The 23,438-nt window shown below is 45.2% G+C and carries 21 protein-coding genes and 1 pseudogene; 21 read left to right on the top strand and 1 reads right to left on the bottom strand.

All coding sequences use genetic code 11. The features are described from left to right. The first annotated feature begins 64 nt into the window (after positions 1 to 64). From ACFQZE_RS19350 to ACFQZE_RS19275, 16 genes are all read left to right on the top strand, one after another. The gene (locus tag ACFQZE_RS19350) at positions 65 to 3,931 is read left to right on the top strand and encodes an S-layer homology domain-containing protein (protein ID WP_379360036.1); all 3,867 of its coding nucleotides are present in this window, start codon (positions 65 to 67) and stop codon (positions 3,929 to 3,931) included. Between the two features lie 521 nt (positions 3,932 to 4,452). Next, complete coding sequence (locus tag ACFQZE_RS19345; protein ID WP_379360034.1) at positions 4,453 to 5,430, top strand: hypothetical protein; 978 nt, start codon at positions 4,453 to 4,455, stop codon at positions 5,428 to 5,430. Positions 5,431 to 5,447: 17 nt separating this feature from the next. Then, positions 5,448 to 6,422: a 2,3-diaminopropionate biosynthesis protein SbnB gene (locus ACFQZE_RS19340; protein WP_379360032.1), complete on the top strand. Its 975-nt coding sequence runs from the start codon at positions 5,448 to 5,450 to the stop codon at positions 6,420 to 6,422. 11 nt (positions 6,423 to 6,433) lie between these two features. Then, a complete protein-coding gene (locus tag ACFQZE_RS19335; RefSeq protein WP_379360030.1) occupies positions 6,434 to 8,518 on the top strand; it encodes an amino acid adenylation domain-containing protein in 2,085 nt (694 codons plus the stop codon). 26 nt (positions 8,519 to 8,544) lie between these two features. Next, the gene (locus ACFQZE_RS19330; RefSeq protein ID WP_379360028.1) at positions 8,545 to 9,726 is read left to right on the top strand and encodes an acyl-CoA dehydrogenase family protein; all 1,182 of its coding nucleotides are present in this window, start codon (positions 8,545 to 8,547) and stop codon (positions 9,724 to 9,726) included. A gap of 18 nt (positions 9,727 to 9,744) precedes the next feature. Then, positions 9,745 to 10,770: a 2,3-diaminopropionate biosynthesis protein SbnA gene (sbnA, locus tag ACFQZE_RS19325; RefSeq protein WP_379360026.1), complete on the top strand. Its 1,026-nt coding sequence runs from the start codon at positions 9,745 to 9,747 to the stop codon at positions 10,768 to 10,770. A 12-nt stretch (positions 10,771 to 10,782) separates the two neighbouring features. After that, positions 10,783 to 11,022, top strand: coding sequence for a phosphopantetheine-binding protein (locus ACFQZE_RS19320; RefSeq protein ID WP_379360024.1), 240 nt, complete (start codon positions 10,783 to 10,785; stop codon positions 11,020 to 11,022). Between the two features lie 45 nt (positions 11,023 to 11,067). Then, on the top strand, positions 11,068 to 11,334 hold the full coding sequence (locus tag ACFQZE_RS19315) for an acyl carrier protein (protein WP_379360022.1): 267 nt from the start codon (positions 11,068 to 11,070) through the stop codon (positions 11,332 to 11,334). After that, entirely contained in the window at positions 11,327 to 12,484 is a 1,158-nt protein-coding gene (locus ACFQZE_RS19310) for a beta-ketoacyl-[acyl-carrier-protein] synthase family protein (protein WP_379360020.1), read from the top strand. Before ACFQZE_RS19315 ends, ACFQZE_RS19310 begins: the two co-directional genes overlap by 8 nt. Positions 12,485 to 12,489: 5 nt before the next feature. Then, positions 12,490 to 13,254 (top strand): beta-ketoacyl synthase N-terminal-like domain-containing protein, encoded by a 765-nt coding sequence (locus ACFQZE_RS19305; protein WP_379360018.1) that lies wholly within the window; start codon positions 12,490 to 12,492, stop codon positions 13,252 to 13,254. 3 nt (positions 13,255 to 13,257) lie between these two features. After that, the gene (locus ACFQZE_RS19300; protein ID WP_379360016.1) at positions 13,258 to 14,727 is read left to right on the top strand and encodes a class I adenylate-forming enzyme family protein; all 1,470 of its coding nucleotides are present in this window, start codon (positions 13,258 to 13,260) and stop codon (positions 14,725 to 14,727) included. Positions 14,728 to 14,767: 40 nt separating this feature from the next. Then, on the top strand, positions 14,768 to 15,601 hold the full coding sequence (locus ACFQZE_RS19295; protein ID WP_379360014.1) for a hypothetical protein: 834 nt from the start codon (positions 14,768 to 14,770) through the stop codon (positions 15,599 to 15,601). 36 nt (positions 15,602 to 15,637) lie between these two features. Beyond that, on the top strand, positions 15,638 to 16,639 hold the full coding sequence (locus ACFQZE_RS19290) for an ABC transporter ATP-binding protein (RefSeq protein WP_379360012.1): 1,002 nt from the start codon (positions 15,638 to 15,640) through the stop codon (positions 16,637 to 16,639). Continuing rightward, positions 16,636 to 17,427, top strand: a complete 792-nt coding sequence (locus ACFQZE_RS19285; protein ID WP_379360010.1) for an ABC transporter permease — start codon at positions 16,636 to 16,638, stop codon at positions 17,425 to 17,427. The genes ACFQZE_RS19290 and ACFQZE_RS19285 overlap by 4 nt, the downstream gene beginning before the upstream one ends. A 1-nt stretch (position 17,428) precedes the next feature. Beyond that, a complete protein-coding gene (locus tag ACFQZE_RS19280) occupies positions 17,429 to 18,226 on the top strand; it encodes an ABC transporter permease (RefSeq protein WP_379360008.1) in 798 nt (265 codons plus the stop codon). A 16-nt stretch (positions 18,227 to 18,242) separates the two neighbouring features. Next, a complete protein-coding gene (locus tag ACFQZE_RS19275) occupies positions 18,243 to 19,160 on the top strand; it encodes a 2-hydroxyacid dehydrogenase (protein WP_379360006.1) in 918 nt (305 codons plus the stop codon). 81 nt (positions 19,161 to 19,241) lie between these two features. Here the strand turns inward: ACFQZE_RS19275 and ACFQZE_RS19270 are convergent, their stop codons facing one another. Further along, a complete protein-coding gene (locus tag ACFQZE_RS19270; RefSeq protein WP_379360004.1) occupies positions 19,242 to 19,898 on the bottom strand; it encodes a hypothetical protein in 657 nt (218 codons plus the stop codon). Between the two features lie 175 nt (positions 19,899 to 20,073). On the opposite strand from ACFQZE_RS19270, the gene ACFQZE_RS19265 reads away from it, so the two are divergent. The 5 genes and pseudogenes from ACFQZE_RS19265 to ACFQZE_RS19245 form a co-directional block, all read left to right on the top strand. Continuing rightward, positions 20,074 to 20,508 (top strand): YciI family protein, encoded by a 435-nt coding sequence (locus ACFQZE_RS19265; RefSeq protein WP_379360002.1) that lies wholly within the window; start codon positions 20,074 to 20,076, stop codon positions 20,506 to 20,508. Next, the gene (locus ACFQZE_RS19260) at positions 20,505 to 21,782 is read left to right on the top strand and encodes an RNA polymerase sigma factor (RefSeq protein WP_379360000.1); all 1,278 of its coding nucleotides are present in this window, start codon (positions 20,505 to 20,507) and stop codon (positions 21,780 to 21,782) included. Before ACFQZE_RS19265 ends, ACFQZE_RS19260 begins: the two co-directional genes overlap by 4 nt. A 295-nt stretch (positions 21,783 to 22,077) precedes the next feature. Then, positions 22,078 to 22,473: a VOC family protein gene (locus tag ACFQZE_RS19255; protein ID WP_379359998.1), complete on the top strand. Its 396-nt coding sequence runs from the start codon at positions 22,078 to 22,080 to the stop codon at positions 22,471 to 22,473. A 34-nt stretch (positions 22,474 to 22,507) separates the two neighbouring features. Then, positions 22,508 to 22,852 carry a DUF1801 domain-containing protein gene (locus tag ACFQZE_RS19250; protein ID WP_379359996.1) on the top strand — a complete coding sequence of 115 codons (345 nt, stop codon included), beginning with the start codon at positions 22,508 to 22,510 and terminating at the stop codon, positions 22,850 to 22,852. Between the two features lie 210 nt (positions 22,853 to 23,062). Then, a pseudogene (locus ACFQZE_RS19245) lies at positions 23,063 to 23,438 on the top strand (hypothetical protein); the annotation flags it as partial.

Raw genomic sequence — 23,438 nt, 5'->3', positions numbered from 1 at the left:
AATATATATGCTGGATAATTTTCATTATATTGTAAATTTAAATGTTGGAGGAGGAATCGATTAGGTGCTAAGTTTTAAAGGAAGGACGCTCAAAACGATTAGCTGCACGCTTATCGCTGCGATGGTGGTCTCGTTGTTTGGTGCTGCGCTGGCGTCGGCAAACGAAGAAGGGGCGGCATCTTCAATTGCCGCATCGGGTTTAAAGCCCGGTCATCAGAAAGGGATTTTGTCCGGACAGCTGGCAACAGACAGCGATGTGACTCAATTTTTAAACGGCAAACAATCCAAGTTTGGAATCTCTTCATCTAGTCATCAATTGTTTATACAAGACAAATCGGTAGATTCGTTCGGAGGAACTCATTATTTATACCAGCTTGAGCAGAACGGTATCCCGGTTTACGGCAAATATGCAAGAGTGCATTTGGACCCGAACAGGAGAATATCGGAGATTCAAAATGAATCAAGCTCGGACAATTTGCCGCCTCTGTTAACCTCAACTACACCTGTCAAGTCAGCTGAAGATGCTATACAGGCTTTGCGCTCCGCGCTGGAGGGCGAGCTTGGAGCAGCGATCCCCGAAGATCAATCCATAAACGGGCTGTCATTGCCTACTCAGCCGGAAGCCTCTTTAATCATTTACCCGTACAAAGGAATCAGCTACTTGGCCTATGAGGTCAAGCTAAGCTATTTGACGCCTAAGCCGGGCAAATGGGTTGCCTATATTGATGCGCATAGCGGGGGAGTGATCGACAAATACAGCATTCTCGAGCATGCCCAAACTCCGGCGGATATTAATGCGGATGGCAAGGGGGCAAACGATGCTGTCGTCGTTCGGCCTTTAAAAGTAACGTATGAAGACATCGACGATCAAACGGTTACCGACAACGTATATATTTTGGAAGACCGGAGCCGGTCGATGTACAATGCTGCCACGGATTCCGGCGTCGTCCGCACCTTTGACTACTCGAAGTCGGATCTGCTGGAGCAAGCGGACAAAGTGCATGAGTCGGCAGTGAACGAGATTAGTTCCAATACCGTCAACGCACATTATTACGCGGGTTATATGTATGAATATTTCAAAACAAACTTTAATCGCAACAGCATTAACGATTTTGGGATGGATTTGCAGTCGGTTGCCAATTATTACGAGGAACCAGGCACGCCGTACAACAACGCTTTTTGGTTTAACGGTTTAATGGTTTATGGCAACGGACAATGTTATTCCTGCGCACTGGACGTAATCGCGCATGAATTTACTCACGGCGTTACGGAAAGTACCTCGGCGCTGGAATACCGTCACCAGTCCGGCGCGCTAAACGAATCGTTCTCCGATATTTTTGGGGTTTTGGCCGAAATGGAGTACAAAAACGAAGTAAGCTGGCTTCTAGGAGAAGACTCCGGCGAAGTGATCCGCGATATGGCATCGCCCGCATTGTATAGACAACCGGACCATATGAACACCTACAAATATTTGCCAAACACAGGTTCAGGAGACTATGGCGGCGTCCATTATAATAGCGGTATTCAAAATAAAGCGGCATATTTGATTGCGACGAAGCTGGATTCCCTCGGTTTGGATGGCAAACAAATATTGGGCGATCTAAGCTACGATGTTTTGGTCAACCGGTTAATGCCGGTTTCAGACTTCGAGCATGCAAGGGATGCCTTCGTTTCCTCGGCAGAGGACTATGTTGACTACGAGCTGAACGACCCCCGCATTATCGATGCCGTTGTTGAGGCATGGACTGAGGTAGGACTGCCACCGGGTCAATATTATGATTTAACGGGAATTATAGTGGAGCAGGTGGATGAATTTGTGTCGGCCTGGGTCGATCTAGCTTCAAACAGTTTGTTTCTAAACGTTCCAGAGGATACTAACTTGGCTGATTTATTCCCGGAAGTCTTTGCCTCGGATGGAGCAACTGTGGAATTAAAGAACAGAACGATTGACGGTAACGAATGGCAAGGAACATACGAGGTTTCAGCGCAAGGAACGAAAGTAAAATGGACAGTGACAATTGGTAAAACGTTGCCTTTGATTGCTTATGAAGGAAGCGGATTTACGGAGAAGGCAGCGAATAACGGCGAACTGGAGGGGGAAATTACCCTTCGTTACTTGGCTAGTGATATTTTCTACGGAGAAATCGGCGAAGACTTTATTCAGACGGGCAAGCTCTTTGCCGGACCTCTTCCAGAAGGAATCGAGGCGCAAGCGATTTTGACTACAACAAATGAAATCAAATTAACGCTGACAGGGCAGGCGCTTAGCCACTCCCATACGGATTCTACAGACGGATTTATTATTTGGTTTAACGAATATGCCTTTTTAGATTATTTAAACAAATATAAGGTAGCGGACAGCTTTAAAGCGTTGTCAGGCATCGATTTTATTTATGGTTTAAAAAAGGTGTCCAGCACGGCGGATAGCGCGGTATTGGAGTGGCCTGCCGCACGGGGAGCCAGTACAATCGAGCTGCTTCAGTCCAGCGATCTTGGACAGTCATGGTCTCCGGCCCAAACGGCGGGGGCGGTATTGCCGACAAGCACAACCGCAACGGTTCAAGGTCTGGAAGCGAACAAGCAATATCAATTTAAACTAGTCATTACCGGAGGCGACGATGAGGGAGAGTCTGAACGATTGACGCTAAACAGAGCGCCCCTCGGCAAACTCACTCTATCCGATCAATCGGCAACGGTAGGCGGCTCAAGCCTGTCCATTGCAGCGGCGAACGCTTTCTCCGACCCCGATGCCGGTGATACGCTAAAGTATGCCGTAAACTCAAGCCGAACGGATGTGGCAACCGCAAGCCTGGCGAATGGAACGATTACGGTAGCTCCGCTATCGGTAGGCGAATCGACGATTTCTTATACGGCTACGGACAGTCAAGGGGAATCGACGACGTTATCTTTTAAAGTAACGGTAACTTCGCCAAGCGTAGTCATTGGCGGAGTTTATATCCCGACAGGCCCTGTGAAATCGAATAACGGCAAAATTAATATTCCAGTCGGTCAGGCGGGAGAAGTCAGTCTAGGATCGGATGTTTCCGTATCTGTTCCGGAAGGAGCATCCAATCAGCCGCTTACCGTGACGATCGAGAAAGTAGCGGACAAATCTCAGCTCCAGGCTAACGGCATCGTATTTGCGAGTGAAGTTTATGAGCTCCTCAAAAACATTGCCGGAAACTTCGGCAAAGAGGTTACGATCACGTTGAAGTTTGATCCTGAGCTCGTGAAGAAGGGTCAAAGGCCAGCCATTTTCTACTATGATGAAGTGAAGAAGATTTGGGTAGAATTGACGGGCAGCGTTGTAAAAGACAACTTTATTTCGGCGAAAGTGAATCATTTTACGAAATTTGCCGTTCTTGCTGTGGACGTACTGCCGGAACCGGCTAAGTTCGCAGATATAGAAAGCCATTGGGCAAAAGCCAATATCGAGAAGGCCGTGCAGCTTGGCATCGTAAACGGATATGATGACGGCACGTTCAAGCCGAACGGTTCGGTCACGCGACAGGAATTTATTGTGATGCTTATGAAAACGTTGAAATCGGATGTGAAGGGTGACGCGCTTCACTTTGCCGATGTGGAAGAGATTGAGGATTGGGCAAAGGATGCTATAGCTCAAGCTGTGAAGCTGGGCTTTGTAGAAGGATACTCTGACGGGACGTTCCAACCGAATCGTCCCATTACTCGCGCGGAAATGGCGGCTATTTTAGCGGACGCCTTAAAGCTGGAAAAAGTAGACGGAGCTGAGGCTGGATTTGCGGATGAAGAGCTAATTCCTGCTTGGGCGAGAGATGCTGTTGCAGCTTTGAAAAAAGCGGGAATTATTCACGGCAAAGCAGGAAATCGCTTTGCTCCTCATGCCGGAGCCGAGCGTTCCGAGGCTGTAACGCTTTTGCTCAAAGTGTTGGAAAAGCAAACGAAGGCTTAAGTGCTGCTAAGTTGACGTAGAGGCGCGAAGCCCCATCCAAAAACAAACCTTCAGGGAGAGTTAGCTCCTTGAAGGTTTGTTTGCTTTATCCGCTGTGTGTGGACAGTTCAAAATCCCAAGCTGTTAAATCGTCGACAATTTTTGCTAATAATACCATTTAATATTTTTTCGAAAAAGCTATACTTCCAGATCAATAGCATTTCCACAAAATTATAAGAGAACAATGGTTGATTAGCAATTTTATATTAATTAAAGAATGCCTGCTATTTACTTAATAAAATATAGATGTCCTTTTGGATCTTTAGTGACAATAAGGGGATTTTGTTGATAAACGGGAGAGGTTGAGTAGTGAATAAATGTAAAATTTTAACCTTTGCTTATATTGACTCAAAATGTCGAATCCTATACTTTTAATTAGTATAATTGTATAAGCTTGTAAATTAAAAACGATAATTGGAATTTCGAATTATCATCCTCACTTTAATTGAATTGGGGAATGGTTAAATGGAGGAAATGACACATTGAATATTGAGCCTGTTAGAGGGATAAGTTCCAACTGTTTTCAGGATCTGATTATTACCATTTCTACGCACTGGGAACGCGCGTATGAATTGTCTTTTGCCGAAGCGATGAATGTAAAATACAACTCTTCCGGGGGGTTATGCATTGGGCCGAACATCGAAGCTGTCAAGCATACTTCCTTCGATCTGCTTCGCGAATTTGCAGGTATCGACATTCAGGAGATGGGCTTCGGCAGCTCCACAGAAGCGTATGCCAAAGTGGTATCCGAGCTGCAAAACAGTCGCCCCGTCATTATTTATATCAGTTCTTTTTGGAATCCGTGGGGCAATCCTCACGCTTATCAGCAAATTGACGATCGTCACTTTTGCTTGGCTATTGGTGTCGAAGATGGCAGCAACGATTTGATTTGCATCGATCCGACATTCAGCAAACAGAGGGAAAGGCTGCCATTCGACCATTTTATAAACGGTAACAACGGGCTTGTGTATGTTGTACAGATCGATGAGCCGAGTCCATTTCAGGTTCAATCCTTTCTGGGAAGGATCGCGGATCACTATTTCGAGGCTGATAATGCGAAGGCACTGCATTTATTGGCACAGACCGTCGCAGGGGCCGATTCTTTGAAGCGGGAGTTTCTTCAAACGCATGATTTTTGGGCCAGTTTATTTTTTCAAAAAGTCGATACGATTTTTTTCGCCAGAAATTATTTTTACGCAGCGATAAAGCATGTGTGCTCGCAAAATATGGATAAGACGCTGGATGAACGATTAGATCGGCTAAGAGGCATTAGCGGCAAACTGAGCAACAATTGGGAAATTATTCAGAAAATGCTGATTAGAAATTATTGGGTGAGAGAGACAGAGGAAGAGGGTCCCGTCATTCAAAACTTGGCGGATCGAATGAAAGCTTGCGCTGAGCTAGAGGATGAGCTTCAAAATGGGTTGTCTTCTTTCCGTACGATTGGCAATCCAATTTAAAGAGACGAGGGATAGATTTGATTTATTTAAACGAAAACGATCTTACTAGAATTGGCTATAAGTGGGGCAACATCATCGAGGTGCTCGAAAGCGCGGCCCGTTCGCTATGTTCGGGACAGTTCTCGCAGCCGCTCAAACCGTATCTCAGATTCAACAATCCAAGAAATCGAATTATCGCAATGCCGGCTTATGTAGGGGGCGATATTTCGACCGCTGGAATCAAATGGATTGCAAGCTTTCCCGAAAATCCGTCTAAAGGAATGGCTCGTGCGCACAGCACAGTGATTTTGAACGATTCGGACACCGGGATTCCTTATGCCATTATAAATACCGCTTTATTAAGCGTGATCAGAACGGTTGGCGTATCTGGCTTGTTTTTGAAAGCGATAGAGTCCTATCGGTCTATGAAAGAAATGACGGTTGGAATCGTTGGACTAGGTCCAATTGGGATAAATCATCTCTCCTTTCTGCTGGATCAGTATGGGGACAGAATAAAAGAAATCATGGTGTTTGATATTGATCCTTTGAAAATTCAGCAAGCGCAAGCGCTGGCAACTGGAGGGGTCGTTGTCTCTGCAGCCGAAAGCTGGGAGGAAGCTTATCGTTTCGCGGATCTTTTTATTACATGTACAGTAGCGTCCGCCCCTTACATTTCTTTGGAGCCTAAGCCGGGTTCTATTCATCTGAACGTTTCGCTACGAGATTACGGCAGCGAGGTTTATCCTTGGTTTAAAAACGGGATTGTTGTAGACGACTGGGACGAAGTATGCAGGGAAGGAACGGCAATCGAACGATTTCATCAATCAAACGGTTTGAATAAAGAAGATGTCGTTGACTTAAAGGGAATGTTTAGCGGACAAGCTTTAGAAAAGATAGGTTCAAACGAAACGGTTATTTTCAATCCTATGGGAATGGCGATATTTGATATTGCGGTGGGTCATTACTTTTATCATGCTGCCGAGCAGCAGAGTGTTGGCGTGAAGATGGAGTAGGAGGATTACACATGCTTGAAATGAAAAGGCTGCTGGATTTAGAGGACTCTGGTGCGGAGCGTAATGTTCGGAAAAATATAGCCGTGCTTGGAGTTCTATTAGCAAAATACAGCAGCAGAGAGCTTATTCAAATTGAACTGTTTCATAGGGGTGGCGGATGCTCCTCTATATCTTTTGGGACGGCAGAAATCAAAAATTTGTCTTGGAACGACTATAATTTGTTGATCGAGGAGAGATTGAGGCCGGAAGTTTATTTGGATGAAAGCGATACGGAGCTTGAACGCTCCTGTTTCATTATAGGGGAAAACGCAAGCCGTTCTATTGCGGGCGAGTATTCAATTGTGCTTAGCATGCCGAATTTGGAAAACAACAATATGGTTATGGAAGTCGGCCCTAACAGCTCCTTTTTAATTACGAGCGGACAGGCTCAGGAGCAATTTTTATCGCTGCAAGCCATGATATCGGCAGATGTCAAACTGGAGCGAATGCTGGATGCGGACGAGAGCGAAAAGCGGAAACTTTTGCATGACTGGAATAATCATTCGGATCACTGGTTTGAGTCGGCAGCGGATAAGTCCATTATTCATCTTTTGGAACAGCAAACCGAGCTTACTCCAAATCATTGTGCCATTGAAGATGAATCGGGCGTTTTGACTTATCGTGAATTGCAGCAATCTTACCGGAAGCTGGCCTCTTATTTTGAAAAAAATGGGTTGAGGCACGGCGATACAGTTGTGGTCATGATGGAAAGATCGGCTTTCATGCTCCAGTCGATTTTGGCGATATGGAAATGCGGTGCGGTGTATATCCCTATCGAACCTGATTTTCCGAGAGAGCGGATCGAGATCATTCTCGAAGATGCCCAACCCAAAATAATTGTTCACACCGACGATCTTAACGGGCTTTGCGTAAACGACCAGACGACGTGTATTCGACTCACGAATGACATTTTGGATACCGAAAACGAAACGTTCCGTCATGATGCACTGAAAACGGCTAGGCCAGACGATCTTGCCTATATTATCTACACTTCAGGCACGACTGGCAGGCCTAAGGGAGCGATGATCGAGCATATTGGAATGCTTAATCACTTAATGGCGAAGGTGAAGGATCTTCAGTTGAACGAGGACAGCAAAGTGATTCAAAACGCCTCCCACACCTTTGATATTTCCATTTGGCAAATGTTTGCCGCACTTCTTGCTGGAGGGAAAACGATTGTTTACAGTCAGTCGGTTATTCGGAATGTAAGCCGGTTTATTTCCAAGCTTGCACACGACAAACCTACTATTCTAGAGGTTGTACCTTCTCATTTAGCCGGCATGCTGGATTGGCTGGAACGAAGACCAAATGAACTGACGGGACTGCAATACTTGCTCGTTACGGGCGAGGCGCTGTCAGGAAAGCTGGTCCACCGATGGTTTAACCAATATGCGCATATCCCTCTAGTAAATGCTTATGGACCTACGGAGGCTTCCGACGATATCACCCATCATTTTATAACGGAGCCGTTGCCGGATCAAACGCGAGTTCCGATAGGGAAGCCGATTATTAATATGAAAATCTTTGTTGTGGATGAGAACTTCAAGCTTTGTCCGCCGGGCAAAAAAGGTGAAATTATCGTTAGCGGCATTGGTGTTGGCAGAGGATATCTCAATGACCCGGAAAAAACGAGCCGTTCGTTCGTGACATTAAAATTATGGGAGTTTGAGGAGCTGTACTATCGTACGGGAGACATAGGCTGTTGGCATCCGGAAGGCGTTTTGTTGTATTTCGGCAGAAACGATGAGCAGGTAAAAATAAAGGGCTACCGCATTGAAACTTCAGAAGTGGATATTATGCTGGAAAAATGCCGGGGGGTTGCCAAGGCGGTCACGATTGTGAAGAAGGACAAAGACCAGAAGGCGTTTCTTTCTTCCTGCTTATTGATGGAGGAGCCGCTGTTTGATTTCCATCTGGTGAAGGAAGAGCTGAGAAACTATTTGCCCTCCTACATGATTCCGGAAGAAATGATTTCCGTAGAATCCTTCCCGCTAACGCTCAATGGGAAGATTGACAAAAAGAAACTGATACAGCAAGCTGCGGCCACAAGTGAATAAAGTTTGGAAACGATGAGAGGAGAAGCATGAATAGTGTGATCACAATCAACGGAGAAGAAGTAATGGCGGCAGTCAACACGGCGGCCAAAAAAATAGAGTTGTATGCCGATTCCGTAGACAAAAATGGGGTTTTTCCGCTCGAATCCATTGGGGTGCTGAGAGAGTCGGGACTGATGGGAATCCTTATTCCAGAACAACACGGAGGATTTGGGGCATCGCTATCGCAGTTTTCCGACGCTTGTCGAATGATTGCCGGGGCTTGCTTGTCTACAGGGATGATATGGTCCATGCATGTTCAGCAGTCGGTGTTGTTGGCCGAATACGGGAGTGATTCTCTAAAGAAAAGGCTTCTCCCGCAAATAGCGGGGGGAGAGGCGTATATCGTCTCGGTCACTTCAGATGTGAATACGGGCAGCCAGGCGTTTAATACAAACTCTGTTTTGGAAATTATCGAGGATTATGCCTCAATTGTAAGACATGCGCCGACGGCTACGGGGGCTGAATATGGAGACGGCTTCTTGATTACGATGAAGGAGCATCGGGAAAACTCCAATCTTCTGTTTGTATACGCAGAGAAACAACAAATTTCTCTTCAGCTGAATTCCGGCTGGAGTTCGATGGGGATGAGAGGAACTCAAAGCTGCGCAATTAGCATTGACGGCAAAGTTCCTGTGGATCAGATCATTTCCCCGGAGACGGCGCGTTTCGAGGAAATAAACCAGCGGGTCATGGCGCCAGTCGGTCATATCGCTTGGGCTTCCTGCTGGCTGGGGGCGGTAAAAGAGGTTTACAAAAAAATGGTGAAAACATTCCGCCATCCCGATCATCGGAAACGGTTCTCGCTGCAATCGGAATCCTTTTTGGAAAAGCTCGCAAAAATTAGACAAAAAATCGATGTGGTGGAAACGTATCTAAATAGTTATATACGCGATTATACTGAAATGCTCTCCAGCCAGAACGAATCATCGCAAGCATTTGCTTCCACCGCTTTTAAGATGAAAACGAACAATTTAAAAATAGTGGCATCCGATTATTTATTCGAAGCGGTCAATCAGTTAATCGATATTTCGGGACTTGCGTTTGGCTATTTAAAAAATGATCATGTACCGCTGGAAAGGGTTTTTAGGGATATCCGGTCAGCGAGCATGATGATTAATAATCAAAAGCTGCTTCTGGTCAACGGTACTCTAGCACTGATAGAGCGGTAATGGGAGGGAAGGAAGCACGTGAGCTATACAAATAAAAGCGTATCCGAATGTGATCATCCTAGCATTTTGAACTTTCTAGGGAATACGCCTGTTGTTCAACTTGATATGAACGAGGATGGGATGGAGCATGTCCAAGTTTTTGCAAAGCTTGAGTACTATAATCCAACCGGAAGCGTAAAGGATCGCGCTGCGCAACATTTGCTTCAGAAGCTGCGCGCAACAGGAGAAATTAATCCATCTACGATTATCATCGAGTCGTCTTCCGGCAATTTTGGCATATCCTTGGCTACATTTTGCAAATTTCACAATCAACCGTTTTATTGCGTCATTGATCCTCTGATTTCTCCAATAAATGAAATGCTGATCCGCAAGTTGAGCACCAAGGTTTATAAGGTAACGGAGAGAGATGAAAACGGCGGCTATTTATTAAATCGGATCAGACTGATTCAACAATTGATGAGCGAAAACAACGATATGTACTGGATTAATCAATATAAAAACCCCTACAATGCCGAGGCCTACTATCATTCTTTAGGCAATGAAATTTTGGAGCAATTTGATGAGCTCGACTATTTGTTTGTAGGAGTCAGCTCGGGCGGAACCGTATCGGGGCTGTCTTGCAAAATAAAAGAAGAGCGACCCAATTGCAAAATTATCGCCGTTGATGTGGACGGTTCCATTGTGTTTGGAGGGGCGGCCAAAAAAAGATTTATTCCGGGGATAGGCTCAAGCATGGTTCCGGAAATTATAAAAAGCGCAAAAATCGATGAGGTCGTTTGTGTCGATGAATTCACTTCCGTGCAGCATTGCCACGAGCTGTTAAAGACGCAGCATTTGTTTGCGGGCGGTTCATCGGGCTCTGTGCTTGCGGCAATTAAAAAGTATTTTAAAGAAAACAAAATTAGCGGCAGCCCTAAGGTGCTCGGCATTTTTTGCGACAGAGGAGACCGGTACGCCACGACGATCTATCATGAGGGCTGGGTGGCCGAAACGTTCTCAGCCTTATATGCCGAACAGGCGGACTTGTGCCTGACCAATCCTTAAGGAGGAGCTGTTTTGGAAACAAAGGTTCTGGAGTGTGTAGGGAAATACGCAGCATTGCCCCAATTGAACGTAGAGGAGCTCGAACAGCTCGATTTGCAAAACTACGGACTGGACTCGTTAAAAATTATCAACTTAATTCTCGACCTGGAAGATGCTTTTGACATCCAATTTCCAGACCAATATTTATCCTACGAAAATATTTCAACCATCAGCAAAATCAGAACGATTGTGTCGGAGTTAACCGGAGCTTAATCGTCAAGACCAAACCAAACCAACAGACAAACGGAGGAAATAGCTATGAATAATATTGTCATGATTGAGGAATTGAAGCAGTTTATGATCGATGAATTGCTCGTTGAGAGGCCGATCGACGAGATCGGGACGGATATGCTGCTAGGAAATGATTTGAACGTGGATTCTCTCGGTTTTACGGAGCTGATGGCCTATTTGGAAAATAAATATCAAATTCAAATTACGGATGAGGAGTTTGTTCCCGACAACTTTAGAAATATTGACGCCATTGTAGAGTTGGTGAACCGAAAGACAGCTGTCGTTCATGAGTAGAACGGTTGTCAGCGGAATGAGCATCGTTTCTTGTTTAGGAGACGATTTGGATCAAGTTTGGGAGAAGCTTTGCCGCGGCGAAACGGGCATTAGACCTGTCACCATATTCGATACCTCTCGATGCCGTACAAATAGTGCGGGGGAGACGCTCAACCGTTTCCCTTCCGATTCTTTGGATCGAATGGTTTCGATTGCGGCAGCGGGTATCCTCAAAGCTTTGCATCATGCCGGCGTAGATTTGGAGTATGTCCAAACGGCGCGTTCGGCTTTAATTATCGGAACCAGTCTGGGACATTTGTTCGAAAATGAGAGTGGCCCTGTAAATTTTGATCACTTTATGAGTAGAGTGAAAGAAGAATTGAAATTAAGTATTCCCTCGTTGTTAATATCTTCGGCCTGCTCGTCAGGGACGGACGCCTTGGCTAAAGGAACGGATTTTATTGAATTTCTTCAGTATGACTTGATTATCGGGGGTGGCGTGGATGTGCTGGATATTTATAAAATGCTTGGCCATTCCAGCTTGCACACATTATCCCCCACGATCTGCAAGCCGTTCGATGCCATGTCGGACGGCACCTCTCTCGGAGAAGGCGCAGGCTTCATGATTTTGGAAAGTGAACGAAGCAATGCCCTTCGCAAAGGACGAATGTTGGCGGAAGTATCGGGTAGAAGCAATACGACAGATACAAGCTCCGTTACAGCACCCGATCCCAATGGAACAGGAGCTATTCGCGTTATAAAGCAGGCTCTGCAGCAGAGCGGATTTGAACGGTCTCAAGTGGCCTATGTGAATGCTCACGGCTCGGGTACTCCAACCAATGATGCTATGGAGTCTGTCACTTATTCTAGTCTTTTTCAACATTCATCACCCGCTATTTCTTCTACGAAAGCTGCGTTCGGCCACACTTTAGGTGCAACTGGCGCAATCGAGGCGATTGTTGCAGTGCTTGCTTTAATGAATCAGGAAGCTCCTCCTACAGCCAATAGCACAAATATCCACGAGAGCTGGGAGAGCTTAAATGTCGTTTTGGGAAGCAAGCCGGTACAGCTTGTTGAGCCGCAGCTTGCTCTGAGCGTAACTTACGGGTTTGGCGGTGCAAACGGGTGTATGGTTTTCTCAAGGCCCACAATTGAAAACGAATGCAGGTGACCCAATTGAAAATAGTAGGTTCTAAGATCGTCACTTTTCAAGGTTTTGGACTGGACGGATTGTTTGACCATCCGCAGGAAAAAAACGGCTCAGTCATTCGCCCAGTTGAGCTTAAGGGATCGGCGCCAAGAATTGATTGTGCGACGGGGTTAACGGCTTCCGCAGCCGTGCAACTAAAAAAGGCTGTTGCAGATGAGTATGACAGCGAAAGAATAGGAATCGTCATCGGCACCCGAAACGGCAATTATCAAATTGCTAAGGAATATGCGGATCGAATACGTTCCGGAGCTGCTTCGCCAGCGTTGTTCTCCACATCGGGATTCAATATATGCGCGGGTCTGGCCGCATTGGCTGCTAAAGTTTCGGGTCCATCGCTTGCACTTGTGGGAACAGGAAGCAGTTGGGCGGATTGTTTGACAGTCGCAAGTCATTACATTCTTCGCCATGATGCAGACCTTATGCTCGTTGGCCAGGTCGAAATAACGGATGATGGTCAAGCCGGCTTGTGCGGGATGATCGCTTTATCAAAAGCATCCTTGCCGCACTCCGGCGATGCGTTTGTGAAATTTACGATCGGGGGAGACGCAGCATTGCAAGAAACGGGTGAGATGGAAAAGGCGGCTTCTCCCGCATTGCCGGATTCATTCCGTATTCTTGAAGACTGCATCACGACATGTTTATGGGCGGACAAGGAAGTCGGCGTTTCTTTCCCGTTTTATTTAAAATACGAGGATCATTTCTCTCAGCATATTGAAATTTATAGGAGCTAAATTATGAGTCATGCCTATACAACTGGATTATCATCCAGGCGACTGGAAGATTGGTTTCATATTATGGGGCAATCCCAGGCTGAAGTTGTGGATGCTTCCGTTTACCCGCCTTTGCATGTCACATACAAAGAATTGATTGAGGCTGTTCAAGCTACGACTGAAGAATGGGAACATAAAGGGATTCAAACCGGACATATCGTCGTGCTGGCTATGCCAAGCAACCTGACTTTGCTTATTCACATCTTGGCGCTTATGCGATTGAAAGCCGCCCCCGCTCCGATATCCAACTTGTTTGGAACGGAAACGTTATCGCATATTTGCAAAACGATTCACCCGGCAGCGATTTTAACGTCATCTGGAAAGCTGGATGAGGTTTTGCCGTCCTCATTTCTCGCTAGCGAGCAGCCGTTTTCTTTTTATACTCCGAATACGAAATTGTATATCAATCAGGATGTCACACCAGACACTTCAATGGAAGGTTGTCTGATCCTCTCGACTACAGGTAGTACAGGCCTGCCTAAATCCGTTGTTCATCTAGCTGAAAATGTGATCATTAACGCATATCTTCATACCAAATCGATTGAAGAGTCGAGAGGCGGAACCTATATTTCGACCCTCCCGATCTTCTATTCTTATGGACTGATTGCCGGCCTGTTCGGCGCTCTGACGCTGGGCAAAACGATATATTTCCCGGAGCAGCCGTTTTCTCCGCATAATTGGTTGGATTTTTGCGAACAAAACAACATCGCTTTGGCTTCCATCACTCCTTCGTTGTTGCATCGCTTAGTAGCTTTGGACAAGCCTTTTCCAAGCGGATTGAAAAAATTGACGGTTGGCGGGGATTCCTCTAATTTAAACGATTTATACAAGCTTAGAGAGAGATTTGAGGGAGAAATCTATCTAACTTACGGATTGAGCGAAGCGGGGCCGAGAGTGATGACCAATAAACTGGGGCCGGACGATCGTTTGTGGCCTTATATGGGCATGCCTTTAGACGGCGTTGAAGTAACGTTGGCCAATAGTGAGAGGGTAAACGGGGAAGAAGTAGGCGAACTGCTTATTTATACACCGACCGCGATGCTGGGCTATTTGGACAATCACATGTTTTGCCGGGACGATTTTGTAGGCGATTGGCTAAAAACCGGGGATATTTGCGCTCGCGCCATCGCTTTCCCTGAACAATTGCGGTTTGTGGAGCGCAAAAAAAACATTATCATATGCGGCGGCGAAAAATTGTATCCAGGCATTATCCGAAATGTTCTGCTCCAGCACCCTTTGGTAGAGGAAGCAAAAATTATCGCTTTGGACGACGCGCGTTGGGGCAGCGTCCCTTCCGCTATTGTGAAACTATCGGAGGCTGGGACTTCCAGCGATTTGCCGGGGATTATGGAATGGTGCAAGAAATACCTCCGCAAAGTCGAGGTCCCTCGTTCCATTGAAGCAGACCCCAATTTAAAAGTGGTTATGAAATAAATATAAAATCGATAAGAAATGGATAAGGAGAATAAACACTATGTACAAACAAATGGAAATTTACGGACCTTACAATTGCACGATGAATGCGGTCTCTCTTTTTTTAGTAAAAAACAACATCAATATTGATGACATTTATCGATACAATTTCGATATTCATTGCAGTTTTGAAGAGAAAAAAATATCCGGCGCCATCTCGATCCCGGATTTGTTCCAGTATGTGAAAAAAAACTACGGATACGAAGTTCGGGAGATTGAGATTGAGGATGTAACGGTTCATCAATATGCGGTCGTCAACGTGGATGTGTTTTATATCCCCGGCAACAGTTACTACAACGTGCATCATTCGGGGCATAACATGCTGGCTTATTGGAAGGCAGACGATACGGTTGATTTGCTCGACCCTTATTTTAAAATTGAGCAGAATTTAACAAAAGAAGAGTTTACGAAGGTGTTTCGCAAAGGGGAACCCGTCTATACGTTTTTTAAAACAGGCGAACCGTTAAAGTTGTCGGAAAACCGTCTCCCCTGTATCGCCGGGAAATCGGCCAGCGATTGTTATAAGCAAGCTGAATCGGAGCTTCGAGCCATATTGACGTCCATTGCGGAGAAACAAGAAACGGAGTTTACGGTCGATGCTTTTTTCGGCTGCCTAAGAACCGTTGAAATTGCGAGGGACAACTACTTCCGAAATGTGAATGCGGATCAGGATCAAGCCAATAAAGTGATGGTCGGATGGAAAAAAGTGCTCATGTATTATGTCCGAATGAAAAATAACCCGAAATTTTTAAACGATTTAATGAAAGAGGTAAATGAAGTGTTTGAGCATGAGATGGCTTATTTGGAAAGCCTGCAAGAAGTCGAATGCTCATAACGCCAATTAGGCATATTACGGGAGGCAAACATCGATATGGGGTTTATTGAAGTAAATAATATTTGCAAAAACTATAAAATCCCTGTTAAAGGCGAAGGGACAATGGGGAAGATCAAAAAATATTTTAAGCCCGAATATGAAATTGTGAACGCGGTGGATCACATTTCGTTATCGGTCGAGGAAGGCGAAATTATAGGCTATCTTGGCCCAAACGGCGCTGGCAAATCGACCACTCTCAAAATGTTAAGCGGCATTATCCATCCGACAAGCGGAGAAATCCGGGTGGACGGAATGAGCCCATATTTGAATCAGAAAAAATACGGCCATATGATCGGAGTTGTATTCGGACAAAAAAGCCAGCTTTGGTGGGATCTTCCGGCAAAGGATTCATTAGAGTTGTATAGAGATATTTATAATGTCAGTGAAAAGCAGTACAAAAAAAATATCGATATGTTTGTTTCGCTCCTTTCCTTGGAGGAATATTGGGACAGGCCGATCAGAAATTTAAGTCTGGGGCAAAGAATGAGGGTGGAGATTGCGGCCGCCTTGCTCCATGACCCTAAAATTCTATTTCTCGATGAGCCGACGATTGGTCTGGATATTATAGTAAAAGAAAAAGTACGGCAGTTTTTAATAGAAATCAATGCGGAAAAAAGAACGACGATCTTTTTGACGACGCATGATATTTCCGACATTGAAAGTGTTTGCGGCCGAATTGTCATTATTAATAAAGGTAAAAAAATATTCGACGGGCCTACGGAGTTGCTTGAGGAAATGTTTTCGGAAAGAAAAGAAATCGTTCTTACCTTTGAGGGAGAGGCTGTCCCTAATTTGGAAGGGCTTGATATTAAGGATAAGATTACTAAAACCGCGGGCAACAAGGTTTGGATTCAAATCAACAAGGACGCGCCCATTTCCGACATCATTAAAAATGTAGTAAACCAGCATAGCATTATTGATATCCATGTATCGGGCGTGGAATTGGAGAAACTGCTGGCCTTGGCGTACACTTCTCCAAATAGAGGGGAAAGTGCATGAAAAAATATATAACCGTTTTTCGCAAAAGCCTTTCCATGCAATTCGTCTACAATTCAGGAACACTTTTTTCGATCATTTCAACCCTTATTTTCGTTTTACTTCAATTTTCTTTGTGGAACCATATTGTAAAAAATGGCGATAGCAGCGGCGCGATCACCTTAAGCAGCATCGCAACCTATATTATTTTGGGCCTTATAGTTAGAAATTTAACAAGCGTTGAGGTATCGGACTTCGTGGCGGGGGAAATAAAATCAGGCAATATTGAACTGTATTTCGTCAAGCCGTACAGTTTTTTGACCTTTTTGCTCTCCCGACACTTAGGTACGATGACAGGCTCATTTGTAACGAGAGTATTCATCATTATATTAATATGCTATCCCTTTATCTATTCTCAGGTTGAACTAAACTACACGTTTTTCTTTTATTTTGTTTTAAGTGTATTAAATGCAATGGCGCTCGCATTTTGCATCGATTATTCAATAGGGATGTTGGCTTTTGTATTCGTTCAAGTGTGGCCGCTCAAGTTTTTGGTTCGTGACATAGGCAATATTTTTTCCGGTTATTTTGTGCCGCTTTGGTTGTTTCCGTCGTGGCTGCTGGTTCCGGCAGCAGTGCTTCCCTTTAAATACATTTATTTTTTCCCGATTAGTATTCTGATTGGCGAGCAGTCGGAAAAAGACATTGTCGGTCAATTGCTTATTGGAATCGCATGGACGATTTCGCTCTTTATTCTGATGAGGCTGCTTTGGAGCATTTGCCGAAAAAGAATAATAGTTCAAGGGGGCTAGTATGCAATCCACACTTTATTATTTAAAATTGTACATGAGGTTTATCCAGCTTATTTTAAAAGCGAGGACACAATTTAAATTTTCGTTTATTACGGAAATATTTGTGAATATGATTTTCCCAATCAGCTTTTTTTCCGTTATTTCTTTTATTGTGTTTAGGCTTGGCTCCCTGGACATCTGGAGCGTGGAAGAAATGATTCTTATGTTCGGGATCGGATTGTTGAGCTGGGGAATTACGAATTTATTTCTATACACTCCGCTCATGGAGATGGAAAGCAGCGTAAATACGGGAAAGTTTGATTTATATTTATACAAGCCGCTTCATCCGTTAGTGCTCATGATTTTTAGCAATTTTCAGCATACCTATCTTGGGCATTCCATTGTTGGAGCAGGGTTGATCGTTTATTCGCTTATGAATCTTCCGCAAGTGGATATTGTGCTGGTTTTAAAATTGCTGTATTTTGTTTTTAATGCGGTTTTGCTGCATGCGGGCATCATTATCTTCTTTTTGTGTTTATTTTTTTACATTAGAAAACCGCTTGCGCTTGTCTTGATTTTTGTTTGGGATTTGCAAATTATGTCGAGGTATCCGATGGAAATTTTTAATAAGGGAATTCAGCTAGTCTTTTTAATCGTTCCTTATGTATTTATTTCCTATTATCCGGTTTCCATCTTAATGAATTACGATGTGCACCCGGTTCTCGTCTGGATTAATTGCATCATAGGGCCGGTTATTCTTATTGCTTCTGTCTTTACCTTTAACAAAAGCATAGTCAAATATGATAGTACGGGCAATTAACGAAAGGAATCGTGTCATGCTTATCAAACCATTATGCGCGGTTGACTCTTCTATAGCATTAAATGCCGAGGAACGGCTGAGGCTGGAGAAGGTATTCCAAATAGAGACGGTGTCATTTTCTCAATTGCCTTTGGAAGGGCTGGAACGCTTTGATTTGGCGTTAGTTCATTCGAAGCTTAGTCCAGCTTGTTTGAAAGGGTTAAAAAGGTGCAAATATATTGGCGTACGCGCTCATAATACCGATTATGTGAATGCTGATTTAGCTAAGGCGCAGGGGATACTCGTGCGAGGCATTCCGCAAGTGGGAGCGACAGCTGTTGCGGAGCATACGTTTGCGCTTATTTTCGCCATTACGAAACAGCTCTTCTCTTATCACAACAATGTGGTGGAGGGCCGATGGAGGGAGGGGCTTGTACCAAACTTTGAGTTGAGTGGGAAAAGGCTGGGCGTTATCGGATATGGGAAGATCGGGAAGCTAGTCGCAGAAATGGGACGTGTTTTTGGGATGGAAGTGCTTATCCACACTCGAAGCGGCGCGGCAGTCGAAAATCACTGCTCACTCAGTCAATTGCTGCGAGAATCGGATATTGTAACTCTCCATGCTTCCATAAAGTCTTCCGATGGGCCGCTTCTGAATGAGAGCGGTATAAGCGAAATAAAAAAGGGAGCTATTCTAATTAATACGTCCAGAGGTAACTTAATAGATTATACGTCACTTGAAAAAGCATTAATTAGCGGGAACTTGTATGGAGCTGGCCTAGATGTGTTCCCGGAAGAACCAATTACAACGACAGGTCTGACCCAATTGCCAAATGTAATAGGTACTCCGCATTTGGCCTTTTATACCGATCAAACGCTTAAGCAAATGAATAATTATTTAATCAGCTCGGCTATTGAGCACTATGAAACGGAGTATCGAGGCAATATCGAGTAAAGTGCTAAAAAAAGCAAATGAACTTTTGTTCATTTGCTTTTTTGCATTGGTGTCGATTTGAGCTCCGATGTTCATTTAAAATTAAAGGGCCAATGCTTCGGACAATTCCCGTTCGTATGCTCTGTGGTTAACATATCTTTGAAGGCCTCTGCTTGTATGCAGAGCCTGTTTGGCATATTCGGCTGCTTTGCTGCGGTTGCCTGCATTCAGTTCCATAGCAGAGAGCATGACCATTTTCATCCATGGTTTGGGTAACGATTCAATCGTTATATGTGCATCCGCCAAATTGCCTTCAGAAATTTGTACATAAGCACTGTAATAATTCCGGTAGGTTTCGGATGAAATATGGCCCAGCGTGCTCTTAACAAGGGCAGAATCCTTTTTGAAAATACCGTAGGCTGCATGGATGAGAGCTAACTTTTGTCGGTTTTTCGTTTTGGCTTCCAGTTCGGATAAAACGGATTGCAGCTCTTGGTCCATACCATTAGCTAACAGATAGTAGAAGTAGAGAGCGCGATGCTTTTTTTGTTTGAGCAAGTAGTTTTCGATTTTGTCTATCCGCGTCTCCCAAAGTAATAAATATAAGTAGGGGACAAGCAGAACAAGCATAACGTAGACCCAAGTGATTAGAGAGGCATAAAAAATCGGCATATTAAAAATTTGATTTAAAAATACAATAATAAAAACTATGTGCAGAAAGAAGAGCACCTTTTGGAATGGATTAGAATAAGGGAACATTTGTTCAATCCTCTCTATTTAGTTAATGACCTAAATAATAGCATGTCCACTATAAGGATATCCACTATTTGTTATATAATAGTTTTAACTATGTCGATTGTCGTTTTGTTTATTCGTCTACTATATGAATCCGATGATCGGGGTTCATTTTATTTCATTACGAGGAGGAGTTCAGATGCGTTTTATGATGATTGTAAAAGCGACAAAGGATTCGGAGGCGGGCGTCCTGCCTAGTCCAGAGCTTTTTGAGGCGATGCAGCGCTATAACGAGGAACTGGTCAAAGCGGGTGTGCTGCTTGCCGCCGATGGGCTTCATTCCAGCTCAAATGGTATCCGCATCTCGTATCCGGAACCGGGAGGCAAGCCAAAAGTAACGGACGGTCCGTTTACCGAAGCAAAAGAAGTGATAGCCGGTTATACGCTCATTGAAGTGAAGTCGAGAGAAGAAGCGATTGAATGGGCGATGCGCATGCCCGATCCGCATGGATTCGGACAAGGAGAAATCGAGCTTAGACAAGTGTTTGAGCCGGCAGAGCTAACGGAAAACCCAGAGTCGCTGGAGAAGGAAATACAGCGTCGCGAGCGGCTTGAAAGGTCCCAGCGGCAGTGAACCCCTCATCTGCTCATCGTACGATTGATGCCATTTGGAGAATTGAGTCGGCTAAACTGATAGCAGCGCTCTCACGCATCGTAAGGGATGTGGGCTTGGCGGAAGACTTGGCTCAAGATGCGCTTGTTCTGGCACTTGAGCATTGGCCGAAAACGGGCATCCCGGACAAGCCGGGAGCTTGGCTGATGACGGCGGCGAAGCGACGGGCCATCGACTTGCTGCGCCGCAACAAGGTAAGAGACCGCAAGTACGAGGAATGGGGACGCGCTAGCGAGCTGTACACCGAAGAGGATGTTGACGCGGCGCTGGACGGGGAGATCGGGGACGATCTCCTTCGCCTGATCTTTGCGACATGCCATCCGGTTTTAACTCGGGAGGCTCGCATTGCGCTAACGCTCCGCTTGCTTGGAGGTCTCACGACGGATGAAATCGCCAGAGCTTTCTTAAGCGCAGAGCCTACTGTCGCTCAGCGAATTGTGCGCGCGAAGCGAACGCTTAGAGAAGCCGGCATTTCGTTTGAAGTGCCTCCGGGAGAAGAGTTGCAGCAACGGCTGACGACGGTGCTTGAAGTCATTTATTTAATGTTTAATGAAGGATATACGGCATCCTCTGGAGGTCATTGGTTCCGGCCGCTGCTTTGTCAGGAGGCGCTTCGTCTCGGCAGAATGTTAGCGGAAATTGCTCCGTCGGTTTCTGAGGTGCATGGACTGATTGCTTTAATGGAAATACAAGCGTCCAGATTAAAAGCACGAATCAGCTCGACAGGGGAGCCTGTGCTTCTAATGGATCAAAACCGCGCTTTATGGGATCAATTGCTCATTCGGCGCGGTCTGGCAGCGCTGGAAAAAGCGCAGAAGCTTGGCCGTCCGCTCGGCCCTTATTCCTTGCAGGCGTCCATCGCGGCTTGCCATGCCAAGGCGTATGATGCCGCTTTGACGGACTGGGTACGAATTGCGGCATTGTACGAAGCGCTGTCTCAAGTGATGCCGTCGCCTGTCGTTGAGCTGAACCGGGCAGTTGCAATCGCTATGGCTTTTGGTCCCGCATTCGGGCTGCAGTTGCTTGATGCACTCAAGGATGAGCCTTCTTTGCAGGAATATCATTTGTTGCCGAGCGTTCGAGGAGACCTGCTCTTGAAGTTGAAGCGAGGGGATGAAGCTGCCGAGGAGTTTAACCGGGCTGCCTCTTTAACTCGCAACGAGAAGGAGCGGGAGCTGTTGTTGAAGCGTGCAGCGGAAGCAATAAGCGAATCTGAAAGCAAGATGGATCATTAAAAGTAGATGAACAACTGTTCATTTACTTTTTTTTTGCAAAGTTGTCGATTCTGTCGTAAGCCATTCGTTGTGTATATAGAAGCAGGGATAAAGATTCCGAAACAAGTGGCGGGAAGGAGAGATGGAAATGGAAAAACAGGACCTCATCCTCAAACTTTAAGAGCTTAGCTAAAGACTTAAATGAAGTTAAATCAATCTGTTGAAAAAAATTTAAAATGTTGTCGATTTTGTTTTTGCTCAGTCGTCGTCATTATAGAAAGCCAAAAAAATAAAAAATTCGAGAGGAAGTTGAACTATGGGAGCACAACTTAACGTTTATATCAAATCGGAGGATGCAAGAAAACAAGCCGCATTTTACACGGAAGCATTGGGTGGAGAAACGGTGATGTTGAGAACGCACGGAGAGGCTTATGAAGCACCTGAGTTGATTCAAAACAAAGTGATGCATATGGTTTTGTCCGTTGCGGGCGGGAACACCCTGTTTTTATCGGATGCCTTCGAACCGGCTACGGGAGTATCAAGCTTGCATCTGGCTCTGACTTTCGGCAACGAAGATGAGGCGAAGGAAGCTTTTCAAAACTTGGCCGAGGGTGGAGCGGTGCGTTATCCGTTTGCTTTGCAGCCATGGGGCGCTTATTATGGGGAAGTAATGGATGCATTTGGAGTGACCTGGCAAATCGTTAAGATGTAAGCTGCACAATATTGGACAGAGGAGAGAGTCGAACATGAATCAAGAGGTAACGGATTTTATCGAAGCTATTCAGGAGCCTTGGCAAAAAGAGCTGTCCTTGCAGCTGCGCTCCATCGTACAGCAGGCCATTCCGGGCGTGCAGGAGCGCATTCAGTATAAAAAGCCGCATTTTTTGAAAAATGGAAAGTATGCCGCGGTCATTTCGACTTCCAAGGATGCGGTAAGCTTTACGATTTTTAATGCTGCGGAGCTTGAATTGCCCCCTTCTTTTGACGGGCCGACGGAACGTAAAACGGTTAAGTTGAAGAAAGGTGAAAGCGTCGATGGGGAGCAGTACGCCGGTTGGGTAAGGTTGGCGTCTTCAACTATTCCCGGTTAATAAACTTATATTGCTCTGTGAAGCTAACTCTATCTAAAGGTTGATGAGAGATTGAGAAAAGACAGCCCTAATGGCTGTCTTTTTTGTGTGTGGATTAGGGTTCTCGAGCTGGAAAGTGAGCAAAAGTCGATAGAAAAACAAAAAGTGTACAAACCTTTAAAACAAGAGACTCATAGAATAGATTAGATCGACAGAAGGGAGGGGACGACTATGGGAGATTCTAAAAAAGTAATTGCAGTTTGTGCAGAATGCTACTCGAGCAAAAAAAAGAAGAAAAAATGCTGCAAAAAACATAGCCATTGCAAATGCAAAAAGAAGAAAAAGTACCTTTGCTGCTGTCATCATCATAGAGGGCCAACTGGTGCGACAGGGGCAACAGGAGCGACAGGCGATCCGGGCCAAACAGGCCCGACAGGAGCAACGGGAGCGACAGGCGATGTAGGACCAACTGGCGCGACGGGAGCAACGGGAGCGACAGGCGATGTGGGTCCAACTGGCGCGACGGGAGCAACGGGAGCGACAGGCGATGTAGGTCCAACTGGCGCGACGGGAGCAACGGGAGCGACAGGCGATGTAGGACCAACTG

It is taken from the genome of Paenibacillus sp. GCM10027627, from assembly GCF_042675505.1.
Classification (GTDB): Bacteria; Bacillota; Bacilli; order Paenibacillales; family Paenibacillaceae; genus Pristimantibacillus.
Note: the sequence above shows the minus strand (reverse complement) of the source record. Positions and strands in the feature narration are given on the sequence as shown.